20 protein-coding genes are annotated in these 23,526 nt (G+C 34.4%); 3 read left to right on the plus strand and 17 right to left on the minus strand.

The annotated features are described in order from the left end of the window. Positions 1 to 2: 2 nt before the first annotated feature. A complete protein-coding gene (dinB, locus tag OD917_RS16895) occupies positions 3 to 1,184 on the minus strand; it encodes a DNA polymerase IV (protein WP_263524553.1) in 1,182 nt (393 codons plus the stop codon). Positions 1,185 to 1,273: 89 nt separating this feature from the next. Here dinB and OD917_RS16900 point away from each other — a divergent pair, with 89 nt between their 5' ends. Continuing rightward, positions 1,274 to 2,047, plus strand: a complete 774-nt coding sequence (locus OD917_RS16900; protein WP_263524554.1) for an XRE family transcriptional regulator — start codon at positions 1,274 to 1,276, stop codon at positions 2,045 to 2,047. 91 nt (positions 2,048 to 2,138) lie between these two features. On the opposite strand, the gene OD917_RS16905 is transcribed toward OD917_RS16900, so the two are convergent. The 12 genes from OD917_RS16905 to OD917_RS16960 form a co-directional block, all read right to left on the minus strand. After that, positions 2,139 to 2,900: a phosphatase PAP2 family protein gene (locus OD917_RS16905; RefSeq protein WP_263524555.1), complete on the minus strand. Its 762-nt coding sequence runs from the start codon at positions 2,898 to 2,900 to the stop codon at positions 2,139 to 2,141. A gap of 133 nt (positions 2,901 to 3,033) precedes the next feature. After that, the gene (locus OD917_RS16910; RefSeq protein WP_263524556.1) at positions 3,034 to 3,333 is read right to left on the minus strand and encodes a type II toxin-antitoxin system RelE/ParE family toxin; all 300 of its coding nucleotides are present in this window, start codon (positions 3,331 to 3,333) and stop codon (positions 3,034 to 3,036) included. Next, positions 3,315 to 3,551, minus strand: coding sequence for a hypothetical protein (locus OD917_RS16915; protein WP_263524557.1), 237 nt, complete (start codon positions 3,549 to 3,551; stop codon positions 3,315 to 3,317). Before OD917_RS16915 ends, OD917_RS16910 begins: the two co-directional genes overlap by 19 nt. A 59-nt stretch (positions 3,552 to 3,610) precedes the next feature. Continuing rightward, positions 3,611 to 5,326, minus strand: coding sequence for a sensor histidine kinase (locus OD917_RS16920; RefSeq protein ID WP_263524558.1), 1,716 nt, complete (start codon positions 5,324 to 5,326; stop codon positions 3,611 to 3,613). Between the two features lie 76 nt (positions 5,327 to 5,402). Beyond that, entirely contained in the window at positions 5,403 to 6,524 is a 1,122-nt protein-coding gene (locus OD917_RS16925; RefSeq protein WP_263524559.1) for a sensor protein KdpD, read from the minus strand. 154 nt (positions 6,525 to 6,678) lie between these two features. After that, the gene (locus tag OD917_RS16930; protein ID WP_263524560.1) at positions 6,679 to 7,755 is read right to left on the minus strand and encodes a porin; all 1,077 of its coding nucleotides are present in this window, start codon (positions 7,753 to 7,755) and stop codon (positions 6,679 to 6,681) included. Positions 7,756 to 8,167: 412 nt separating this feature from the next. After that, positions 8,168 to 8,719, minus strand: a complete 552-nt coding sequence (locus OD917_RS16935) for a K(+)-transporting ATPase subunit C (RefSeq protein ID WP_263524561.1) — start codon at positions 8,717 to 8,719, stop codon at positions 8,168 to 8,170. A gap of 87 nt (positions 8,720 to 8,806) precedes the next feature. Beyond that, positions 8,807 to 10,864 carry a potassium-transporting ATPase subunit KdpB gene (kdpB, locus tag OD917_RS16940; protein ID WP_263524562.1) on the minus strand — a complete coding sequence of 686 codons (2,058 nt, stop codon included), beginning with the start codon at positions 10,862 to 10,864 and terminating at the stop codon, positions 8,807 to 8,809. 276 nt (positions 10,865 to 11,140) lie between these two features. Continuing rightward, positions 11,141 to 12,862, minus strand: coding sequence for a potassium-transporting ATPase subunit KdpA (gene kdpA, locus OD917_RS16945; RefSeq protein WP_263524563.1), 1,722 nt, complete (start codon positions 12,860 to 12,862; stop codon positions 11,141 to 11,143). A 116-nt stretch (positions 12,863 to 12,978) separates the two neighbouring features. Beyond that, on the minus strand, positions 12,979 to 13,056 hold the full coding sequence (gene kdpF / locus OD917_RS16950; RefSeq protein ID WP_073099479.1) for a K(+)-transporting ATPase subunit F: 78 nt from the start codon (positions 13,054 to 13,056) through the stop codon (positions 12,979 to 12,981). A gap of 159 nt (positions 13,057 to 13,215) precedes the next feature. Next, complete coding sequence (locus tag OD917_RS16955; protein ID WP_263524564.1) at positions 13,216 to 13,497, minus strand: hypothetical protein; 282 nt, start codon at positions 13,495 to 13,497, stop codon at positions 13,216 to 13,218. Between the two features lie 267 nt (positions 13,498 to 13,764). Continuing rightward, positions 13,765 to 15,111 (minus strand): sigma-54-dependent transcriptional regulator, encoded by a 1,347-nt coding sequence (locus tag OD917_RS16960; RefSeq protein ID WP_263524565.1) that lies wholly within the window; start codon positions 15,109 to 15,111, stop codon positions 13,765 to 13,767. Positions 15,112 to 15,276: 165 nt separating this feature from the next. Here OD917_RS16960 and OD917_RS16965 point away from each other — a divergent pair, with 165 nt between their 5' ends. Continuing rightward, the gene (locus OD917_RS16965) at positions 15,277 to 16,488 is read left to right on the plus strand and encodes a polysaccharide deacetylase family protein (protein WP_263524566.1); all 1,212 of its coding nucleotides are present in this window, start codon (positions 15,277 to 15,279) and stop codon (positions 16,486 to 16,488) included. Positions 16,489 to 16,548: 60 nt separating this feature from the next. Here the strand turns inward: OD917_RS16965 and OD917_RS16970 are convergent, their stop codons facing one another. The 4 genes from OD917_RS16970 to OD917_RS16985 all read right to left on the minus strand — a co-directional run bounded on the left by OD917_RS16970 (position 16,549) and on the right by OD917_RS16985 (position 21,819). Beyond that, the gene (locus OD917_RS16970) at positions 16,549 to 20,088 is read right to left on the minus strand and encodes an ABC transporter permease/M1 family aminopeptidase (protein WP_263524567.1); all 3,540 of its coding nucleotides are present in this window, start codon (positions 20,086 to 20,088) and stop codon (positions 16,549 to 16,551) included. Between the two features lie 4 nt (positions 20,089 to 20,092). Then, entirely contained in the window at positions 20,093 to 20,977 is an 885-nt protein-coding gene (locus OD917_RS16975) for an ABC transporter ATP-binding protein (protein ID WP_263524568.1), read from the minus strand. 117 nt (positions 20,978 to 21,094) lie between these two features. Next, positions 21,095 to 21,301, minus strand: coding sequence for a helix-turn-helix domain-containing protein (locus OD917_RS16980; RefSeq protein WP_012024053.1), 207 nt, complete (start codon positions 21,299 to 21,301; stop codon positions 21,095 to 21,097). A 2-nt stretch (positions 21,302 to 21,303) separates the two neighbouring features. Next, positions 21,304 to 21,819, minus strand: coding sequence for a DUF2975 domain-containing protein (locus OD917_RS16985; protein ID WP_263524569.1), 516 nt, complete (start codon positions 21,817 to 21,819; stop codon positions 21,304 to 21,306). Positions 21,820 to 21,995: 176 nt separating this feature from the next. Between OD917_RS16985 and OD917_RS16990 the strand changes: the two genes are divergently transcribed. Further along, a complete protein-coding gene (locus OD917_RS16990; protein ID WP_263524570.1) occupies positions 21,996 to 23,012 on the plus strand; it encodes an LLM class flavin-dependent oxidoreductase in 1,017 nt (338 codons plus the stop codon). Positions 23,013 to 23,526 lie beyond the last annotated feature (514 nt).

The following is a 23,526-nucleotide window of genomic DNA, read 5'->3' on the forward strand; positions in this document are numbered from 1 at the left end:
GATTATTTGATACGTTTTAAAATTTCGTCTTTAGTATTTGGCTTAAAATGAGCTCCTGCGCAACGCATTACGGCATCAAAGCCATAGCGTTTTTTCATTTTATCCATTGCCTCATATAGAGAAAGCATTTCCTGAGTATCTTCAAAAAGATCAATTTGATAAGTTCCTCTAACTAATCCGCTAAAGCGAACGCCAATTAGGCGCAGACGCATACGACGCTGATAGACTTTTTCAAAAAGCTCTATTACATTTTTGGTTAAAACATGATCGGCTGAAGTATAAGCTACTCGGCATTGTTTTGTTTCGGTATCAAAATTGGCATAACGTATCTTTACTGTCACCGTTGAGGTTAGCCATTGTTCGGCACGAAGTTGAAAAGCCAGTTTTTCGACCATTCCTAATAATATTCTTCTAAGTTTTGCAAGATCAATCGTGTCTTGTGAAAAAGTCGTTTCTGTAGAAATTGATTTTCTTTCGGTATAAGGTTCAACAGGTGTGTGGTCAATTCCGTGTGCTTTTTTCCAAAGTTCCAAGCCATTTTTGCCAATCATTTGCTGTAAAACTTCAGCAGGCATTTCGGCTAAAGTTTGAATTTTACGAACACCGATTCTGGATAAAAGCTGAAAAGTAACAGGACCAACCATTGGTATTTTCTGAATCGAAAGCGGATTTAAAAAATCCTGTACGCCTTGTTCTGGGATTTCAAGATTTCCCGTCGGTTTGCCTTCTCCAGTCGCAATTTTAGAAACAGTTTTATTAATAGATAAAGAAAAACTAATTGGCAGTCCGGTTTCTTTAATGACTTTCTGCGCCAATTCATTTGTCCATTTATAACTTCCGTGAAATTTATCCATTCCGGTAATGTCCATATAAAATTCATCGATACTCGCTTTTTCTAAAACGGGTGCTTTTTCTTGAAGAATTTCAGTAACATCATGAGATAATTGCGAATACAATTCCATGTCTCCTTTCATGACTTTTGCATCTGGGCAAAGTTTCAAAGCCATACGAATCGGCATAGCAGAACGGACTCCAAATTTGCGAGCTTCATAAGAACAAGAAGCTACAACACCACGGTCTCCTCCTCCTACAATAAGCGGAATTCCGTTAAGTTCAGAGTTAGTGCGTCTTTCGCAGGATACAAAAAAGGTATCCAGATCCATATGTACAATTGCCCGTGCCATTTTTCCTTTTGTTTTTGTATGAAACAAAATTAGTACAGGTGGTAACAATTTTTAGTATATTTGCTGTTCCAAATTATAACAAATTAATTATGTCCTTATTTTCAGACAACATCAGAGCGTTAAGGGTTAAGCATAAAATATCACAGGAGAAATTAGCTGAAAACCTTAGCATTACCAGAGGAAGATACGTGAAATACGAAGACGGAACTTCAGAAGCACCGTATGATATCCTAAAGAAGATTGCATTATATTTTCATATGAGTATTGACTTGATATTATCTGTCGATATCCGTAAAATTGATGTGCAAAATTTGATACAACTAGAAGGCAATCGACTCATTTTACCAATTCAGGTGGATAGTTTTGGAGAAAATTATATCGAAATTGTATCTCAAAAAGCAAAAGCAGGTTATCTAAACGGATATGCCGATCCAGAATATATTGAAAGTTTACAGCAGATTACACTTCCATTTTTAGGTCCTGGAAAACACCGCGGATTTCCCGTTGAAGGCGATTCAATGCCTCCACACGAAGATGGTTCCATTATTATTGGCCGTTATGTGGAAAAGTTGGGAGAGGTTATGGATGGCAAAACCTATATTTTGATTACTAAGAATGAAGGAATAGTGTATAAACGTCTCAATAAAAATAAAAAGAATAGTTTGGTTTTAGAATCTGATAACAGTTTTTATCCAAATTATGAAGTGAAAGCTTCTGAAATTTTGGAAATTTGGGAATACGAATGTAACATCGGACGTTCGGATAAAAAACAAGAAACAACGGAAACTGGAGCGATGAAAGATTTGCTTTTAGAATTGAAACGTGAAGTTCGAGAGATTAAGAATAATACTTCGAATACATAAAAAAAGTTTTGCCGCAAAGGCGCCAAGACACAAAGCTATTCAAAAAAACTAAAAAAAATTTGTGTCTTAGTGCCTTCGTGGCAAAAAAAATCTAAAAGACCTTCGCAAAACTCAACCCATATTGCTGTCCATTATAAAAAGGCATAATCATAGAAGTCGATTTGTTTTCAGAATCTGACTTAAATAATTTTTTTGTGATATACGGATTAATCCAATACGCAATTTTGGTACTTAAAATCCCGATTCCCGCTCCAGCAGCAACATCTGTCAGCCAATGGCGATTGTTATAAATTCTAAATAATCCCGTTCCTGTAGCTACGGCATAACCTGCAATTCCGTACCAAATGGATTTGTCTTTATATTCTTGATATAAAAATTCGGCGCCCATAAATGCCGTTGCAGTATGTCCAGAAGGGAACGAGTTATTCGAACTTCCGTCAGGTCTTTCTACATGTGAAATCGATTTTAATCCCAAAACTGTTGTCGCCATAATCGCATACGAAGTCACCAATATGACCGAACGATCACGCATATTATTTTTGCCTTTTACGCCAAAAGCATTCAACGCATAAACAGATGCGGCAGGTACATATTGAGAGAAATCGTCAATTGTGATTTTTTCGTCAATATCTTCAGTTACTTCTTTTTTAATTTGAGAGTTGAAACTCAGAAGCTGATCACTTTCTAGACCAATAACACCATAACCAATTAAAACAGATGGAATTATTAATTGTTTGTAATTGAATTTTAAATGATTGGATGTACTGTCAATTTTTGCAATCGAATCATTTTGCTGTGCATTCACAGAAAATAATTCGAATAGAAATACAAGGAAAATCGTTTTGCGGAACATTGTTTTTGCAGTTATATTTACAATAGTAACGAATGTTTCAAGCTGGTATTTTTCTCTTAATTGAACCTTAAGCGAACTTTAATTTATTGGTTTTAAATAGGGTAATTGTATTAAGATTGGCTAAATAGAAGTCTTATTTTATTTTCCTTTTTTCAGGATTTTGACGATTGTCCCAAAAAGATAATATTTCTATTTGATTGTTATTAATCTCATAAAAAATTAAGTAGATTTTCATTGGAATAACACGAGTGATTTTATTGAAAGTAAGTCTTCCTATAAACTCATTATTAGAAAGAGTTTCTAATAAATCTTCAACCTCTTCAAGAATTTTTAAGCTGTAAGCAGAATTTCCATTCTTGAAAACATAAAACTCAAGAACATTAGAAAATTCAAGTTTAGCAAGATCAGACCAGATTATTTCTTTTTTAGCCATTCTCTCATTTCTGAAATTACATCTTCATTTTTATGAAACTCGCCATTTTTTATTTGACTTCTGCTTGTTTCAATAGAAGATTGCTGTTCAAGATTTAATTCGTATAAAGATTGTTCAGAAGAATCAAAAATAGTTTGAAGTGCTTTTAAAAAGTTCATGTCTTTAGAATCTCTAATTCTTGAGATTAAATTTTCTTTTATTTGCGCTGTCATGTCCATATCAAATTCTTTTTAATACTCAAAATTAAAGATTTATTTTCAAAATACAGTTAAATCATTTATACTTTTAACGAAAACCAAAACGTACTTCCCAATCCCAAATTACTTTCAACTCCAACACTTCCATTTTGAGCTTCAATAAATTCTTTACTAATAGCCAAACCTAGTCCTGTTCCCGATTTCTGACTTCCTGGAACTTGAAAATATTTATCAAAAACCCTGTCTTTATATCTTGTGTCAATTCCTTTTCCAGTGTCGATAACCTGAAAAACCATCTGATTATTTTCTTCTTTTAGTTTAATGAGAATTGTACTTTTTTCCGAAGAATAGCGAATTGCATTCGATAAATAATTAATCAAAACCCAGCCTGTTTTTTCGGCATCGGCTTTTACGTTTTTGAGATTTTCATCGGCATCAACAACCAACTGAATCTGTTTTTGATCGGCTTGAACTTTTACAGCTTCTACAGCATATTTTACAATTTCGTGCGGATTGCTTTTGCCAATATTCAGCTGAATATTTCCAGTTTCCAATTGTGATAAATTCAGCAATTCGCCTGTAATTTTCAACAGTCGCTGACTGTCATCTTTTATGCTTTCAACCAATTGTTTCTGATCGTCGTTCATATCGCCTGTTTTGGCATTTTCAAGCAATTGGAGACTTAATTTTATAGACGCAATCGGAGTTTTTAATTCGTGCGAAACGGTGGCAATAAAATTGGTTTTAGCAAAATCCAATTCTTTAAAAAGCGTAATATTTCGCAAAATAATCACATCACCAATATTAATTTCTTTTTCTTCGCCAGTTGGTGTTATCGTAATATTGTGAATCTCTTTTTCGAAATAACTTTCTTTTCCGTGAGCAAAAATTTTGAGAGGCTGTTTTTTCGGAGTTTCACTTTCTTTCAAAATCAAAGAACGCATCAAATCATTAGAAACAGCTAATTCAGATGCCGGCTTTCCAATAATATCTTCCGATTTTAAACCAATAATTTTCAGTGCTTCATCATTCACAAACAAAACAATTCCTTCATTATCCAAACCAATAATCGGATCATTCATATTATTGATAAGCGTTTCGAGACGTTTCTTTTCAAAAAAGAGTTTGTACAAATTGCTGTCGTTATATTCCTGCAGTTTCTGCGCCATCGTGTTAAACGATTTTGCCAAATCGCCAAACTCGCTGTGACTCGTAAAATGAACTCTTTCAGAATAATTTTTATTTGCAATTTCCTTGATACTCAGCGTCAATTCTTTTATAGGATTTGCAATATTATTCGGCAGATTAACCAGCAAATTAAAAGCAATTAAAAAGCATAAAGTTCCCACAATGGCGATCCATAAATTGGCATTTTCGGCAGTATGTTTGGCAATGTCGCTTTTCTGCTTTATGGCATCGAGATTCAGCTTCATAATAGCAAAAATATCCTGTCTGATCTGTGCTTTTAATCTCTCATTTGAACCATTTTTTTCTAAAAGAGCGAAGTTTTTTTCAAGATTCGCCGTAGCTTCTTTTTCTCCTGGTTCGGTAACATTTTGCGTTTGTTTTTCAAGATATTCCTTGAAAACATGAATCTTATTGTCGTCATTCATTTTAATTTCATCCAAAGACAAAATCATATTTCGGGAATATTCCAGCGTATTATAATTTGCTTTCAGAATATTCTCTGTATCTGCTTTGATCAAAAAAACAGAATATCCGCTAACCAGCGAAAGTATAATGATCATTAAAAATAACAATCCAACACCCAGATTCAATTTGGTTTTAATTCTCATATTTTATTTTTTATGTAAAATGCTATTTGTAAAATGTGAAATGAATAGCAACCTCTTACATCTCACATAAAACATTTCACGATAATATTACAAGATCAACATTTGACAGAGACAATTTGTTCAGCAAACGCCTGAAAATTGTTGTAGACAAAATTACTTTAAACAAATTAAAATGCGGTTTCCCGATGCATACCGTTGTAATTTGTTTTTCTTCTACCGTTTTCAAAATAGCATCCGTAATATTTGAATTTTCCAATTTAATAACTTCTGCGCCCAATTGTACAGCGAGTTTAAAGTTATTAATTAAATGTCTTTGTTTGTCAAGTGCAATTCGATTACTGCTTTCTTTTGGCGTTTCGACATACAAAACATACCAAGATCCATTGTAATAACTCGCCAATCGCGCCGCTTTTCTAATTATAATTTTGGCTGTTTTTTCGTTACTGCTAATGCAGGCCAACAATTTTTCGTGTCGTAAAGCATGCAGATTCGGAACTTCACTTTCTACTTTTCGAACGACCTGACTCGCTACTTCTTTCAAAGCCAATTCGCGAAGCTGTAAAATTTGTTCCGATTTAAAAAAGTTCGCTAAAGCCGTCTGAATTTTATCTGCCGTATAAATTTTTCCTTCTTTCAAACGCGCAATCAAATCTTCTGACGTCAAATCGATATTCACGACTTCATCTGCCAATCGAAGAACATTATCAGGAATTCGTTCCTGAACATCAATATTCGTAATCCGTTTTACATCTTCATTTAAACTCTCGATATGCTGAATATTAACCGCCGAAATCACATTAATTCCCGCTTCCAAAATTTCTAAAACATCCTGCCAGCGTTTTTCGTTTTTGCTTCCCTCAACATTGGTATGCGCCAATTCATCAACAATAACAACTTCTGGGCGTAAATTGATAATCGCCTGCACATCGAGCTCTTCTAATTCTTTTCCCTTATAAAAAATCGTCCGTCTCGGAATTATCGGAAGACCAGCCAAAAGTTCATGCGTTTCCTTTCGCATGTGCGTTTCGATGTAGCCGATTTTTACATCAATTCCGTTTTTCAATAACGAATGCGCTTCCTGAAGCATACGAAAAGTTTTGCCCACACCGGCACTCATTCCAATGTAGATTTTAAATTTCCCTTTTCGTGATTTCTGAATCAAATCCAGAAAATGCTGTGCGTTGTTTTCGTTTTCCATTTTTTTGTTTTGCCACGAAGGCGCTAAGTCACAAAGTTTTTTTTAGCCACGAATTCACGAATTTTTATTTGAAATAATTCGTGAATTTGTGGCGAATAAATTAGCACAAAGAAAAATCCTTTTAATCTGTGTAATCTGTGGCAAAAAATATTTTCTAGAAACTAATTGCCAGCGAAGTTGTTACAAACGTATTCGTATCCGTTGGCTGATTGTTTTTTGTAAAAATTTCATCTTTACTTGATAGATTTCTGGCTTCAATTCTAAACATTACATTATCAGTAACTAAGTAATCAAAGTTAGCTGAAAAACCGTAAGTTTTGAATCCGTTTGGAGTTTCTGTTGTGATGATTACACCTTTTTCGTCGCTGTAATATTCACCACGTGCTGCAAGCTGAATTTTATCTGTTGGTTTGTATTGCAGAATCAAAACAGGAGAGAACCAAGTGTCATATTTGCTACTGTTTTTAGACGATTGCTGAGAACCAATATCAAAACCAGTTGTCAGATTCACTTTTTCAGCTACTTTAAACTGCCCGTAAAAATTATTGAAGTAACGCCACTTTTTATCAATATCAGGCTGTTCGTTTCCAACATAAGTACTCCAATTCAAAACAACCCGATCAGATGGCTTGTACGTAACTTGCGTTCCAAAAGCAGGGGTTTGATTCCCATCAATTTTCTGAATTCTCTGCCAGCCGTTCAAATACATTGTGGCCAAATACCATTTTCCAGAATCAGAAGTATAACCAATTTTTATTCCCGCTTCATAATAAGGCGAGTTCTCCGCTAAAATACTTCGGGTTAAATTGGCGCAATCTTTTCCAATCGCACTTTCAAAACCAATATGCGAAGGCATAATTCCCGCATCAATCCATAAATCATGTTTTTGCGAAATCTTTACGCCAACATTTGCTTCATAGACATTCTGCAGTAAATCCTGTTCAGCCGACATATTATATTGTGCGTAAGTTCCCGCCATTAAGGCTAAATTCGCTCGAAGATTTTCTTTCGAATAATTCACTTTCGCTAAACCCAAATTCAGGTTCACTTCATTACTTCGATTATAATTATAAAAAAAACTCGGTTTTGTATGATTTTCTAGTTTCCCAAAATCATAACTATAATAAACGTCTACATATCCTGAAAACGTAAACGGACTTTTAGATGCTGACTGTGCGTGTAAATTGCTATAACCAAAAGCGATTAAAGCGGTAAGTATTAATTTTTTCATTTTTGTGGTATTCAATTATTTATTTAGTAGATTTTTTAGTAGCTAATCCCGCTATCCGTTTCAATCTTTTACTTTTTAAAGAAAAAAGTAAAAGGATTTCCACTACTATCGGGGCTAGGGCATTTGGGGTAAAAAAGGCGTTTTTGTGACCTGCAAGGTTTTCAAAACCTTGTAGGTATTTAATTTTAAGTTTCAGTTCACGCTCTGTTTGTCATCCTGAGGAACGAAGGGTCACACTAGAAGCTCGACAAAGATTGGCGATTATGCAGACGGAGTGTCGAGTGTGATCCTTCGTTCCTCAGGATGACAAACTGTGTGGTTACTCTGTTTATAATACCTAACAGGTTTCCAAAACCTGTTAGGAGAAAAAACTTAGAATCTCAGTATCTCAGAACCTTAGCATCTTAGAGATTCAGCGAAGCTGATCCAAAGCTACATTCAACTCCAAAACATTCACAGTTTCAGGCCCAACAACAGCCGAATTAATTTTAGATTCCACCAAAGCTTTTACTTTAGCTTCATCCAGTTTTCTTTCTTTCGCGATTCGTTTCACCTGAATCAAAGCGCCTTGTGGAGAAATATTAGGATCTAAACCGCTTCCAGAAGCTGTAACCATATCAGACGGAACATCAGATTTTTTCAAATAAGGATGAACCAATAAAAGCGTATCAATTCTTTTTTGAACTAAAGCCAGATAATCAGCATTGCTTGGACCTTTGTTGCTTCCGGCACTTCCCGCAGCGTTGTAATCTACAGCGGAAGGTCTTCCCCAGAAATAATTTGATTTATCGAACTTTTGCCCGATTTTTTGATATCCGACAACTTTGCCGTTAACGGTGATAGTTTCTCCTTTTCCTTGATTCGGAGCTAGCTGACCTATCCCGTAAATAGCTAAAGGGTAGATAACGATTAATAACAATAGTAATGCTACTGTAAGTTTTATAAGTGAGAATATATTTTTCATTTTTTTGTTTTTAGAGGTTCTAAGGGACTAAGGCTCTGAGGGGCTAAGTAAAAAAAACTTAATATCTCAGTACCTTAGCAACTTTTTTTACATGAAGATTGCAACAATTAAATCAATAATTTTAATTCCAATAAAAGGAACAATGATTCCTCCCAAACCATAAATCAAAAGATTTCTTTTAAGAATAGCACTCGCTCCAATTGGTCGATAATCAACGCCTTTCAGCGCAAGTGGAATCAAGATCGGAATGATAATCGCATTAAAAATAACAGCCGATAAAATCGCACTTTCAGGACTATGCAAATGCATAATATTCAAACCTTGCAACGCTGGAATTGCTGTAATAAACAAGGCAGGAACAATAGCAAAATATTTAGCAACATCATTGGCAATTGAGAATGTAGTCAAAGTTCCGCGAGTCATTAAAAGCTGTTTTCCAATTTCTACGATCTCTATTAGTTTCGTTGGATCATTATCCAAATCGACCATGTTTCCAGCTTCTTTTGCAGCTTGAGTTCCGCTGTTCATGGCAACACCTACATTCGCTTGCGCAAGGGCAGGAGCGTCGTTCGTTCCGTCACCCATCATGGCTACCAGACGGCCTTCGGCTTGTTCTTTTCGGATGTAATTCATTTTATCTTCCGGTTTAGCTTCAGCAATAAAATCATCCACACCCGCTTTTTCGGCAATAAATTTGGCTGTCAGTGGATTATCTCCCGTAACCATAACCGTTTTGATTCCCATTCTGCGCAAACGCTCGAAACGTTCTTTCATTCCGGTTTTGATGATATCCTGAAGTTCGATAACACCTTGGATTTCATTGTTTTTGATAACCACTAAAGGTGTTCCTCCGTTAGATGAAATTGCCACTACTTGATCAGCGGTATCTTTAGGAAAAGTATTCCCAGCTTGTTCAGCAATTTTTCTGGCAGCGTCCTGAGCACCTTTTCTGATATTTGTACCGTCATTTAAAATTACACCGGAAGTTCTGGTTTCTGCAGTAAATTTGATGGTATGTGAAATTTCAGAAGTATTTTTCAAAGCACTTGCTTTTGATTCACTTTTTACATCGATCATTTCACTTAATTCCAAAATACTTTTTCCTTCAGGAGTGTCATCGGCAAGAGAACTCAATACAGCCGATTTCACAAAATCATCAAAAGAAATCCCTTTTGTTGGATAGAAATTAGTTGCTTTTCTATTTCCGATTGTAATTGTTCCTGTTTTATCCAAAAGCAAAACATCAATATCTCCGGCAGTTTCAACCGCTTTTCCTGATTTTGTAATGACGTTGGCACGCAAAGCTCTATCCATTCCCGCGATACCAATAGCTGAAAGTAAGCCTCCAATTGTAGTTGGAATCAGACACACAAAAAGTGAAATGAAAGCAGCAATCGTAATAGGAGCATTGGCATAATCTGCAAAAGGTTTTAAGGTAACGCAGACAATGATGAAGATTAAAGTAAAAGCCGCCAATAAAATAGTCAAAGCAATCTCGTTTGGTGTTTTCTGACGGCTTGCACCTTCAACCAAAGCAATCATTTTATCTAAGAAACTTTCGCCAGGCTCAGAAGTTACTCGTACTTTTATTTTATCAGACAGTACTTTTGTTCCTCCTGTAACCGAAGATTTGTCACCGCCTGCTTCGCGAATTACTGGAGCGCTTTCTCCTGTAATGGCGCTTTCGTCGATTGTTGCTAGACCTTCAATAATTTCTCCATCAGCAGCAATTAAATCGCCAGCTTCGCAAATGAAAATATCGTCTTTTTTTAATGTTGAAGAACTTACGTTTTTTATTTCTCCATTTGGCAGAATCTGTCTTGCAGGAGTTTCTTCTCTTGTTTTTCTTAAACTGTCTGCTTGCGCTTTTCCTCGTGCTTCGGCAATAGCTTCGGCGAAATTTCCGAACAAAAGAGTAGCGAATAAAATAAGGAATACAACAATATTGTAAGCTAAGCTTCCCTGATCGGTTGCGCCCATTAAGATCGAAATGCAGACTGCAAACATAATGGCAGTTCCGATTTCTACGGTAAACATTACCGGATTTTTAATCATCAATTTTGGATTCAGCTTCACAAAAGACTGCACGAAGGCTTCTTTTACCTGCTGGCTCTCAAATAATGATGTAGATTTATTAGTTGTCATTTTCTTGTAAAAAGTTAAATGTTATTTGTTAGATGTTATGCGAAAAAAAACACATAGATTGTAGAACATAGCCCGTGGTTTCAACCACTGGGACACAACGCATATCACAATCTGTGTCTCGGCAATCCGTTTCCCGTGGTTGAAACCACGGGCTATATTTAAAATAAGAATGAACAATTTGTTATTCAACTATGTGCTAGAAACTAGTTTCTTTTTATTTATCTTTTTTAGAAAAGAAAAATTCTATGTTTCTATGTGTTTAAAATATTCAGCATTTTATTTTAGTGTAAAGTATTCCGCCAAAGGACCAAGTGCCAGTGCAGGAAAGAATGATAAAGCAGCAATAATGGCGATTACGGCAAAAGTCATAATTCCGAAAATAGTTGTGTCAGTCTTAAGAGTTCCTGCACTTTCAGGAATGTATTTTTTATTGGCTAATAAACCTGCAATTGCAAGAGGCCCAATAATCGGAATGAAACGGCTCAACAATAAAACAATTCCAGTTGTGATATTCCAAAACGGATTATTATCTCCTAAACCTTCAAAACCAGAACCGTTGTTAGCAGCGCTTGAAGTATATTCATATAACATTTCCGAGAAACCATGATTGCCAGGATTGTTTAGCCAGCCTGTTGCATTTCCGCTGAACCAATAACCCATTGCAGTGTCATGTGCAGCAAAATAAGAAGCTAAAGCAGTCCCCGCTAAAATCAATAATGGATGAATAATAGCGATAAAAGCAGCAATCTTAACTTCCCGAGCTTCGATTTTCTTTCCTAAGAATTCAGGAGTTCGACCGACCATTAAACCAGAAATAAATACAGCCAGAATAATAAAGATGTAAAAGTTGAGGTAACCAACACCGCATCCGCCGTAAAAGGCATTGACCATCATGGCTAATAATTGCATCGCTCCAGAAACAGGCATCGAACTATCGTGCATACTGTTTACAGACCCTGTAGAAATTACCGTTGTAGCAATACTCCAGAAACCTGAAATAGCTGGACCAAAACGAACTTCTTTTCCTTCCATTGCTCCAGTTGTCTGTGCGATTCCCATTTTGGTTATAGCAGGATTTCCGTTAAGTTCGCTTGAGATTGTCGGAATAACCAAGAGTAAAAATCCAACAGTCATTACACCAAAAATAATATAAGACAATTTTCTTTTGTTAAGGAAAAACCCAAGTGCAAAAATCATTGCAAACGGTACAATCATTTGTGCCCAAAGTTCAACGGCATTAGTCAAATAAGTGGGATTTTCTAACGGATGCGCTGAGTTAGCTCCAAAAAATCCGCCTCCATTTGTACCGATATGTTTGATCGCCACGAATGCTGCAGCTGGTCCACGAGAAACTTCAACTTGATCACCTTGTAATGTGGTAATAGTATCTTTTCCTTCAAATGTCATTGGAGTTCCATTGAATGTTAAAATAACCGCTACAATGACAGAAAGTGGAAGTAAAATACGAGTACAGCTTTTAATTAAATTATTGTAAAAATTCCCTAGTTTGTCTGTAGTTCTTTCACGCATAGCGGTAAAAACCATCACAGCAGCAGCGATTCCGACACCGGCCGAAACGAATTGCAGAAACATTAAAACCATTTGTGATAAGTACGAAACACCGCTTTCGCCTGAATAATGTTGTAAATCGCAATTCACTAAAAACGAAATGGCGGTATTAAAAGCCAAATCGGGAGTCATTGACGGATTATTATCTGGATTTAAAGGCAAAGAGCCCTGAAAAAGCAAAACAAAGAAGCAGAGAAAGAACCAAAGCATATTGATGCTTAAAAGTGCTTTTAAGTGTTGTTTCCAGTTCATTTCTTCAGCTGGATTAATACCGATGATTTTAAAAATAAATTTTTCAATTGGATTGAAAATCGGGTCAAGAAGTGTTTTGTTTCCCAAGAAAACTTTAGCAATATATTTCCCTATTGGGATGGCTAAAATAATAGTTAGGATAAAAATACCAATGACACCTAATAATTCTGTATTCATAATTTTTATTTTTTAGTAAAAGGTGAGAGGTGATTTGTAAAATGTGTTTTGAAATGACTAAAATGAAATAATATCAGTTTTTAAATTTCACAAATAACATTTGACTTCTCACATCATTAAAATTTTTCAGGTTTGATTAATACGTAAATCAAATACACGAAAACGGCGATTGAAATAATAAATAGTGCAGTCATGATTTAGATTTTTTCAAAGAATTCAACTGATAGAAAACAAATCGCAAACAGTAAAACTGCTAAAGCGAGAAGGAGGATTGTGACCATGATTATTTTAGATTTAAGATTGTAGATTTAGTTTTTTTCGATTAAACAATTAAACGGTTAACCGATTAAACTTTATACTCCCGAAGCATTTACTTGCTTGATATATTCTGCTTTAAGTGTTTGAGGAAAAAGATGTGAAATATTGCAATGACGCATTTCCATAAAAGAAGAAACAGAGAAAACATATACATTTGAAATGGCATTTTTAGTTTCGATGCTTCCGTTATTAAATAACCGTTCAGCAAGAGCTAAACATTTTTTAGCCCGAACGATATTGCCGCAGATAATTGATTTTTTAGTAATCTCGGCAAACCTTTCTGCTTGTTTATAGATTGAGGTAACTTGATTTTTCATGAGAAGGATTTTTTAATGTTTTCCTTCTTATGCCAAAAGATGTTCCGAAAAATGAAGTTAAGGTGTAAAGTGTTGGAAATAAAAGAAATGTAGTTTTGTGCCAAAAATCAGGCATAAAAAAAGCCTATCAAAATGATAAGCTTTTATTGAAATGATAAGATTGTTACGTTCCTGCAAGGTTTCCAAAACCTTGTAGGTATTCTATTTAAAGTATTAATTCAAATTATTTATAATCTAAACCTACAAGGTTTTTAAAAACTTGAAGGATTACGGCTGGATATTATATTCTTCCAATTTTCTATACAAAGTTGCAATGCCAATTTCTAATAATCTTGCCGTTTCAGCCTTATTTCCTTTCGTATAATTTAAAACCTTTTGAATATGGAGTTTTTCAACACTCTGCATAGAGAAAGCCGACATTGGTTTCGAATTATTTTCCGATTGATGCTGCATTTCGTAAGGCAAAACATCTGAAGTTAAAATATCGCCACTGCTCAAAATAACAGATCTTTCGATAACGTTTTTTAGTTCACGAATATTTCCCGGCCAGGAATAATTTTCTAATTTCTGCAGAAAATCATCCCCAATCTGTAAGGATTTTTTATTTGTTTTTTCTGAAAATTGCTTTACATAATAATTAGCCAAAAGCGGAATATCTTTAATTCTTTCTCGCAAAGAAGGCAATTTGATTTCGAAAATATTCAAACGGAAATATAAATCAGAACGGAAACGATGTTCGTCGCTTTCTGTTTTTAAATCACGATTTGTAGCAGCAATTAATCTGAAATTTGATTTTTTTGGAGTTGTGTCACCTACGGGAATATATTCACTGGTTTCTAAAACACGCAATAATTTCGCCTGAAGATCGATTGGCATTTCACCAATTTCATCCAGAAACAAAGTTCCTCCGTTTGCTTCTTCAATAAAACCTTTTTTATCTTTTACGGCTCCTGTAAAAGCACCTTGTTTATGACCAAAAAGTTCACTTTCTAAAATCTCTTTGGTGAAAGTGCTGCAGTTCAAAGCCACAAACGATTTTCCTGAACGATTGCTGTTTTCGTGAATTGCCTGAGCAAAAACTTCTTTTCCAGTTCCAGTTTCGCCTGTCAATAAAACGGTAGAATCCGTTTTTGCGACTTTTTGTGCGAGATCAATAACTTGTTCGATTCCTTTTGACTTTCCAATGATAGTCGAAAAAGAATATTTATCGTTAATTCGTTTTTCTAACTGTTGTACTTTTTTCTGCAATTGCACTTTTTCTACCGCTTTATAAAGAAGCGGAATAATTTTATCGTTATCGTCGCCTTTTACAATATAATCAAAAGCACCATTTTTCATGGCCTTAACGCCATCCGCAATATTTCCAAAAGCAGTCAGAAGAATTATTTCTGTTAAAGGGAAACTGTTTTTTATGTTTTGAAGAAAATCGACCCCGTTTCCGTCAGGAAGTTTGACATCACACAAAACAACATCAATTTCGGTTTGTTCCAGTTTTTTGAAACCCGATTTTAGATCTTTGGCTTCAAATACTTCAAATCCTTCCGATTTTATAATTCTTGCCAAAAGACTTCTCAGCTTTTCTTCGTCGTCTATAATTAAAATTTTGTGTGTCATTTGCAGAGATGCTAAATCAAATTTTGGTATTTGATGTACAAATTTAGCTTTAAAATTAGTTCTCTTTTTTTATTCGGAACAAATTATTTTTTAAGACATAATCAGATTTAAAATATTTTTCAAAAAGAAATGTACTTTTAGATCGAAAAAGAACCACTAAAATTTATGTCAAAACAAATTCATTTTATAATAGCTTTTGTAATCTTTGGAAGTTTTAATAGTTTTTCAAATGGAATTATTCAAAAAGATTCTTCAAAAACGAAAACTATTTCCTTTAAAATTAAACTGAAATCAGAAAACAAAGTCGAAATAAAAACGTCGCAATTAAAATTCAACAAACATTTTGCTTATAGTTTTACACTTGATGATGGATATCGTTCGGCATATTTAACTGCTTTTCCATTGTTAAATGGCGGAAAAATTAGTAATCCTGATAAAAACGAATGGAAAATTGATCAGGGCGGAGACGGAACCACTTCAAAAGGACTTTTTTATTCAGACGGATTCGGGAATAAAATTCCATTTAAACTCGCTTTAGCAATCAATGGCGGATCTATTCGTGATTTACCAGAAAACCGTGGACATCTTTCATGGCCTGAAATTAAAGAAATGTACAATGCAGGCTGGGATATTTTGAATCATAGTTTTCATCATGCTACTAAACACGGAACGAATTATAAAACAGAAGTAACAGAAAATACAACATCAATTAAACAAAATCTAGATTTTACAATGTCTCATTTTGTAGTTCCGGGTGGAGAAGGAGATGAGAAGTATTATTTGGAATATGAAAAAGAAGCTCTTAATAATGGACATTTTTCTGTAGCGTCTTATTATGGTACTGGCCCAGTTTATAAAGTGAATTCGAAAGTAAATTTGGATAAAATGATTTCGGCCAGAACTTTTGTATTGAGTTCAAAAGATACTACCAGTTTTAAAACAATGGATCGTTATTTAAAAACGATAGATTCGATTGTAAAACAGTCAGAACCTGTTTGGTTTAACGAATTTACCCACGGAACAGGAAATACAAATCTTTGGAATTTAAGTTTACGTTTTCCGGATTTCAAATATTATATGACAACGCTTGCCGATAAATATGGTATAAAAGGAAACGATTCTATCTGGATGGCGCCGTGGCAGGAAGTTTACGAATATATTTGGTTAAGAGACAGAATTAAAATTGAATACAAACAAAACAAAAAAGAAGTAGAAGTAGCAATTATACTTCCAGAAATTCCGGAAACGTTTCGCCACAAAGACATTTCATTAAATATAGAAACTCCATCCAAATTTGAAATCGAATCACCAAAAGATTTGAACATAAAAGATGATGGAAAAACAACTCATAAACAGATTTTGATTCAATTGAAATAAAAGTTTAGCCACAGATTTAAAGGATTAANNTTAATCCTTTAAATCTGTGGCAAAAAAAGCTTAATCGATCTCTTTCTCGTTGTCCTTTATAAAAGTATCGATATTCATTAAATACGGATCAATTACAATTCGCTCAGGTTTTGTTTTCAGTTTGATTTTGCCTTCAATTACATTGTTTTTTAAAACGAAAGGATAACGGAACAGTTTACCGTTTTCATCATAAATTCCAATATCAATTGTTGGATCATTCGTTATTAAAGTTTGTTTCCCTCTCGCATTTTCTCTGAATTTTTCAGAAACCGCTTTAAAAGAAACTTCATAAAAGCCATTTTTTTTCAGGCTTTCAACCGAATTTATTTTAGAAGAATACGTAATAATCTGCTTAAACATTTCATTCAATTTAGGATGCAGTTTAGAATCAGCGACAGCATAAATTTCCTTTAATAAACTTTCAGCATCAGGAGTAGGATTTGGATATTTATAATGATTTAGAAAATTTTGTAAAGCCAGATTTACTTTTTCTTCCCCAATTAAAACCCGAAGCTGATGCATAACCAGCATTCCTTTATCATAAGGTAAATGCGGTGTTTCGTAATTGGTTTTATATAAAGGTGTTTCAGGTTCGTAACTGCGGCTGCTCAAATATAAATCGAGATGAATTTTTAAAGTTTCTAGCGCTTTTTCCAAACCATGTTCTTTTTCATATAACATCAATTCGGTGTATTGGGCGAGAGATTCAGTCAAAATCCAGCTTCCTTCTTTTTGTTCCGGACTTATTTGCGAATTTCCCCACCATTCATGCGACAATTCATGAGCCGTCAATTGATTGATAACATCTTCTTTATCCTTGTTGTTGAGGTTGCTGTAAAACCCAAAATTCTCTTTCATAAAAACTGTAGACGGATAAGAAGTCGCAGCAAATCCATCCGCGAAAGCAGAAACTTCCGCATAGCGAATGGTTTTATAAGGATATTTTCCAAAGTTGTTTTGGCAATAATCTAAAGTGTTTTTTACATCTTGAATTAATTTTGAGACATTTCTAGAATGCTTTTTATCATAATAAACTTCAATTGAAATGCCTTTATAATTCGTTTTTTGAATTTGATATTCGGCTGACGAAAAAGCAAATCGGAACGGAATTTTTCCGTTTGATTGATAATGAAAATAATTGCGATTGTCTTTTTTCCAGTTTCCAATTAAATTTCCAACTCCAATTGCAGTTTGATTTCCAGAAGTCGAAACAACAGCATCGTAATCAATAAAATCATTTGCAGCATTTGATTTCTCTTCCAATTTTTTCAACGGAGTCTGAGGTTTCAAATGTCTTTTCGCACGTTCTTTTTTACTGCTGATTTCATTAGAATCCTGATAACCGAAAAGCGGAAAATAACGGCTTATTCGCATAAAAGATCCATTTTCAATTATAGAATTAAAAGCAGTATGCCCTTTAAAAGGCGACCATGAAGATTCAAAAGAAAAACTCATTTTCATTTTCTGTTGAGGTAACAAAGGTTTTTCCAATCGATACCAATAATGATGAAATACCGAAAGATCATCCAGATTTTTCGAATTCGGAATTTCAACTGAAATAAGTTTCGAATTTTGATCTATATATAGGAGTAAACTATCAATAGGTTTTTTGGCGTTATTGATTAATTCGTAACTGCCTTTTACTGCATAGCGGTTTTCTTCAGGAAATAAATCGACTTTACTTTTTACAGCAATAATCGTTGGCTGTACCAGATTAGTATATTTTTTAAACTGGCGCTCGTATTGTTCGCTCCAATTATTCTTATCTTCTTCGGTCAAATACGGATATTCAATATTCGTTTTATAAAAAAGATAACTTCCAAAACCAATAAAAAGAAGAGTTCCGAAACCCAAAATCGCTTTTTGAACACTATTAAATGAATTTCTGCGAAAGGTTTTTACAATTGAAGCATTGCGTTTCCATAAAATTCTAGTCAAAGTCAAAAGCACTAAAGCCAAACCAAGATTGTAAAACATTTTAATATGAAACGGAAAAGTATAAGCTCCAAAGCCATTCAAATCAAAATATTCTCTTTTGAAAGAATCTCCAAATCGGAATAGCGGATGCGAAATTCCTAGTTGTTCACCAATTCCGGTACAAAACAAAATACAAATGAATGCAGAAATCGCCAATCCTAAATATTTGTTTTTAACGAAAGTCTGAATCGCAATGATTAAAATCGAAAGTAACAATAACGGAAAACCGAGATAATAAAACAAAGAAAGATAAAGGCCAATTTCGATTGGAGCATTTGAATTGATAATCTGAAATCCGCATCCAATCAAAATACTGATACTAATGAGGACTAACGGAATAATAAAAAGCGCCGTTAGTTTTTCCATTAAAACGGTAAACTGAGAATATGGTGCAGTGTTTTCCAACATTTCAAATCTCGAATTCTCGCTTCGGTTTACTAATTCATTGCTGTAAAATAAGAGAATTAAAGTCAGGATAAACGGAAGTCGATCCATTATGGTAGAAATCATCAAAGCCGTATCAGTAATTTTTTCTGCCAATCGGATACCGCCGTCAATTTCATCTGAAATCTCAATCATTAATAAACCCGAAAATAAAAGTACAATTAGTAAAAACGGAATTCCTTTCAAAACCAGAAAAATATCCATTTTAAGATTACTCATAAAAACGGCTAAATTATGTTTGGAAGTTTTGAATTCAATGTTCAGTGGAATTTTGGAAGAAAGAACTTTTGTTTCTTTTTGAATGACTTTCGCTGTTTTTACTTTTTTAATTTTCGTTTTTCGGTACGAAAAGAATCGATAAGAAATGAAAACCAAGAGCAATGAAATACAAATCCAAAGAATTCGGTTGAATAAAAAATTGCCAGAAAGGGAAACTAGCGCTGTATTTTTTTCGATAGAAGTCCAATATCTGGTTTGTTCTAAAAATGCTGCCAATCCAAACGGATCTATTTTTGCCGCCAAAGACATGGCTTTGGCCGAAGAAGGAGAAGCATTCGCAAATATCGGCGAATTCGAAAAAATCGAACCCGCTATATATAATATGTAGATTAATAAACCGCCGACATAAATAAAAAGTTTACTTCTCGTGAGCCAAGCCAAAGCTGTCAATATAGAAAGACACAAGAAAATATTCGGAATTACGATCACAAGATAAGGCCAGAGATAATTGAGAATTTTAAAAGGACCAATTTCACTTTCAGAAAGCCAAGACATTTGATGCCCAATAATCATTCCGAGGATAAACATTCCAAATGAAACTACAGCAATACTAAAAGCCGTAATAAATTTGCTTCCCAAATAATGAAACTTCGAAACAGGAGAAGAAAAGATAATAGAATAGAACTTGGATTCGTATTCTCTTAAAAAACTTTGCGCTGCCTGAAGCGTAATCGAAAATATCGTCATCAGCGAAATCAGACCAATCGCATACGTAAGCACATACGGACTATTTTTGTAAGCACCCGAAAAAGAGAAATTCGCAAAAGCGCTCACAAAAAATCCTAAAACCAAATAAATAATAAATGTGGCATAAAATGTCCAGTTTCTGGTATTGTTATGCCATTCAAATTGAATTAATTTAAAAAGCATAACTTTAATTTTTAAATTGATTTTGACCTAAAACACTGAAATAAACATCGCTTAAATCTGGCGAGATCAATTCAAAACCAGAATATGGCTGATATTCTGAGAAAACATGAATATTAATTTTTCCTGAATTTAAATGAGAAGAAATAATATTGAAGTTCAATTTATGATCTTCTAATTCCGATTTCTGAATCGCCTTTGACCAGATTTTACCTTTTAAAGTTTCGATTGTCTCATTAGGTTTTCCTTCGAGAATCAATTTCCCGTTGGAGATAATAGCCATTTTTGGGCATAAGTCACGAACGTCTTCTACAATATGAGTAGATAAAACTACAATTATGCTTTCGCCAATTTCGCTCAGCAGATTATTGAATCGGTTTCTTTCTTCGGGATCCAATCCAGCCGTTGGTTCATCCACAATAATAATCTTCGGATTTCCCAGCAAAGCCTGAGCAATTCCAAAACGTTGACGCATTCCGCCAGAGAAAGAATGAACCGCTTTGTCTTTATGCTGTAATAAATTGGTTTGCTGCAGCAAATACAAAATCTGATCGTGTCGTTCCTTTTTATTAATAATGCCTTTCAAAATGGCCAAATGATCGAGTAATCGATAAGCAGAAATTTTTGGGTAAACACCAAATTCCTGAGGAAGATATCCTAGATTTTCTCTGATAAACATTGGTTTTTCCAGAATATTAATTCCGTTAAATTCAATAATTCCAGAAGTAGGTTCCTGCAAAGCAGCAATCGTTCGCATTAAAGTAGATTTTCCTGCGCCATTCGGGCCAAGCAAACCAAACATTCCGTTTGTAATTTCAAGCGATAAATGGTCGATCGCTTTTGTACCGTTCTCATACGTTTTGCTGAGATTTTTGATTGATAAACTGTTCATTTTTTGATTGATTTTTGATGATTGAATAAATTATAATTTGAAAAATTTAGGCAATAGAATCCCTGTCGGCTTCCAAAACCGATTTTTTATAAAGAAGAAATAAGATTTAAAAGAAAACTATTCCGCTACATATTCTAAAATATCACCTGGCTGGCAGTCTAATATTTTGCAAATAGCTTCGAGCGTATCAAATCGGATTCCTTTTGCTTTTCCAGTTTTTAAAATGGATAGATTGGCGGGTGTGATATCTAGTTTTTCTGCCAATTCTTTACTCTGCATCTTACGCTTGGCAAGCATTACATCTACATTTACAATTATTGGCATAGTTATATAAATAAGTCTTGTTCGTTCTGAAGGTTTAAACCTTGTTTAAAAATGGCTGCTAAAAAATAAGCAAAAGCACCAAGCATTCCGTGAAGTATAATAAAAAGCGAAACTTCATTATCAAGCGGAACAAAAAAGAAAGCAATAAATATTACGATGGACGGAATTAATAAATTCGATAAATAAAATCGCCTTAAATGCGAAATACCATTAACGGTAAATAATTTAGGCTGAAAAAATATTCTGAAAACATTACTGCTCAATAAAAAGAATAATCCGTACAAACTCAATGGCGACAGAAAATCAAATAAAATATAAGGCAGGTTATAATCGCCCAGCATTACAGGATGAGTAGTAAACGGATAGCAAACCTGAAAATACTTTCCGTTATCCTTAAAAGTCAAAAACAATCCTGTTATCAATGTAAAAACAGAATAAGCAGCCAAAAAGAAATAAACAACGGCTAAAAATCTGGTGAAGTAAAATAGTATTCTGGATACAATATGAGTTGTCTTCATATATCTTAAAAGTTAGATTGATATTGCAAATGTATAATTAATTATTGTAAAACGATAATTAATTATCAAAAAATAATTAGTAGAGAAGATAAGTTGAATATTATAATTCTCTTAACATTAGAAAACAAAAGGCATCCGAATAAATGAGTTAATTTTGCATATTAGCATTTTTTTATATGAAAAACCCAATTTCAGTCTCATTATTAGAGCTCGCTATCATTACTCAGGATAGCAATGCATCAGAAACATTTCAAAAAACAAAAGATATAGCGCAATTAGCAGATACTTTAGGATACAAGCGATTTTGGCTTGCAGAACATCACAATATGGCACATGTTGCGAGTACAGCAACAGTTGTTTTAATTGGTTACATTGCAGGTCAGACAAAAAATATCCGAGTAGGATCTGGCGGAATCATGCTTCCAAATCATTCACCTTTAGTAGTAGCAGAACAATTTGGAACTCTGGAAACGCTTTATCCAAACCGAATCGATTTAGGTTTAGGAAGAGCACCGGGAACAGATCAGCCAACAGCTGAAGCCATTCGAAAAGACTTTTTTGAGCAGGCACAACGTTTTCCGCAAAATGTAAGCAAGCTTCAGGAATATTTTTCAAGCGAAAACGCCACAGGAAAAGTTCGTGCCTTTCCAGCCGAAGGCTTAAAAGTGCCAATCTGGATTCTAGGATCAAGTATGGATAGCGCAGCTTTGGCTGCAGCTTACGGATTACCTTATGCTTTTGCCGGACACTTTGCACCAAAGTTGATGATTCAGGCATTTGAATTCTATCGTGAAAATTTCCAACCTTCAGAGTTTTTAGATAAACCTAAAACAATGTCCTGCGTAAATATAATTGCTGCAGATACAAATGAAGAAGCTGAGTTGTTGTCTACAAGTTTGTATCAAATGTTTTTAAACTTAATTAGAAACGACCGCAAAGGTTTACAGCCTCCAGTTCCGTCACTAGACGATATTATGAACGAAGCAGAACGTTTTCACGTTAATCAAATGACAGCCGGAACTTTTACAGGAAACAAAGAACAGTTAATAACCGATCTTAAAAAATTCATCGACTACGCCAGAATCGACGAGTTAATGATAACAAGTCCAATCTTTGATCATCAGGCAAAACTAAAAAGCATCCAGATTACAAAAGAAGTAATTGATAGTCTAAATGAAGGTATACATATATAAGTATGCTATTATATATAGAGTAAAAAAAATATTATACTATTATAATATATATGAGTATTTCAACCCGACAGGTTTCAAAACCTGTCGGGTTTGTTTTTTTTATACATATATAAGGAGAAAGCCTTGATTATTCGGCAGAGCGCAGTGAAGCGCATCCGGTTTTGTAATTTGGAATTTAAAAGATTGGGATTTCGGCAATAATCAGGAGCTTTTTCCCGCTATGCGCTTCAATCTTTTCGGGCCGAACCCCGGCCCAAAAAGGATTTCCGCTCCTATCGGGGCTATGGCACCGGTTTCCAGAAGAAGCCTCCGGCTTTATTTATCTTCAAAAAACGGCATTAAAGCTTAAAAACGGCAGAAAAACGGCCTTCGCGCCTTAGCGCCTTTGCGGCAAAACAGCCCAAAGGACAGCGGAACGCAGAAAAATCTTACGCAGATCCAAAAATAATTGAAATGTAAACCTGCCGTTATGAGACAGTTAAGAAATAATTGCAAAAAAGAATGGAAATAGTTT

It is taken from the genome of Flavobacterium sp. SH_e (genome assembly GCF_025717045.1).
Lineage (GTDB): Bacteria > Bacteroidota > Bacteroidia > Flavobacteriales > Flavobacteriaceae > Flavobacterium.

Coding starts and splice junctions, on each gene's coding strand:
- OD917_RS16965 (WP_263524566.1), top strand. CDS start 15,277: ATGTCAAAACAAATTCATTTTATAATAGCTTTTGTAATCTTTGGAAGT.
- OD917_RS16925 (WP_263524559.1), bottom strand. CDS start 6,524: ATGGAAAACGAAAACAACGCACAGCATTTTCTGGATTTGATTCAGAAA.
- OD917_RS16900 (WP_263524554.1), top strand. CDS start 1,274: ATGTCCTTATTTTCAGACAACATCAGAGCGTTAAGGGTTAAGCATAAA.
- kdpB (WP_263524562.1), bottom strand. CDS start 10,864: ATGACAACTAATAAATCTACATCATTATTTGAGAGCCAGCAGGTAAAA.
- OD917_RS16910 (WP_263524556.1), bottom strand. CDS start 3,333: ATGGCTAAAAAAGAAATAATCTGGTCTGATCTTGCTAAACTTGAATTT.
- OD917_RS16905 (WP_263524555.1), bottom strand. CDS start 2,900: ATGTTCCGCAAAACGATTTTCCTTGTATTTCTATTCGAATTATTTTCT.
- OD917_RS16975 (WP_263524568.1), bottom strand. CDS start 20,977: ATGAACAGTTTATCAATCAAAAATCTCAGCAAAACGTATGAGAACGGT.
- dinB (WP_263524553.1), bottom strand. CDS start 1,184: ATGGCACGGGCAATTGTACATATGGATCTGGATACCTTTTTTGTATCC.
- OD917_RS16970 (WP_263524567.1), bottom strand. CDS start 20,088: ATGCTTTTTAAATTAATTCAATTTGAATGGCATAACAATACCAGAAAC.
- OD917_RS16990 (WP_263524570.1), top strand. CDS start 21,996: ATGAAAAACCCAATTTCAGTCTCATTATTAGAGCTCGCTATCATTACT.
- OD917_RS16920 (WP_263524558.1), bottom strand. CDS start 5,326: ATGAGAATTAAAACCAAATTGAATCTGGGTGTTGGATTGTTATTTTTA.
- OD917_RS16985 (WP_263524569.1), bottom strand. CDS start 21,819: ATGAAGACAACTCATATTGTATCCAGAATACTATTTTACTTCACCAGA.
- OD917_RS16980 (WP_012024053.1), bottom strand. CDS start 21,301: ATGCCAATAATTGTAAATGTAGATGTAATGCTTGCCAAGCGTAAGATG.
- kdpA (WP_263524563.1), bottom strand. CDS start 12,862: ATGAATACAGAATTATTAGGTGTCATTGGTATTTTTATCCTAACTATT.
- OD917_RS16955 (WP_263524564.1), bottom strand. CDS start 13,497: ATGAAAAATCAAGTTACCTCAATCTATAAACAAGCAGAAAGGTTTGCC.
- OD917_RS16930 (WP_263524560.1), bottom strand. CDS start 7,755: ATGAAAAAATTAATACTTACCGCTTTAATCGCTTTTGGTTATAGCAAT.
- OD917_RS16960 (WP_263524565.1), bottom strand. CDS start 15,111: ATGACACACAAAATTTTAATTATAGACGACGAAGAAAAGCTGAGAAGT.
- OD917_RS16915 (WP_263524557.1), bottom strand. CDS start 3,551: ATGGACATGACAGCGCAAATAAAAGAAAATTTAATCTCAAGAATTAGA.
- kdpF (WP_073099479.1), bottom strand. CDS start 13,056: ATGACTGCACTATTTATTATTTCAATCGCCGTTTTCGTGTATTTGATT.
- OD917_RS16935 (WP_263524561.1), bottom strand. CDS start 8,719: ATGAAAAATATATTCTCACTTATAAAACTTACAGTAGCATTACTATTG.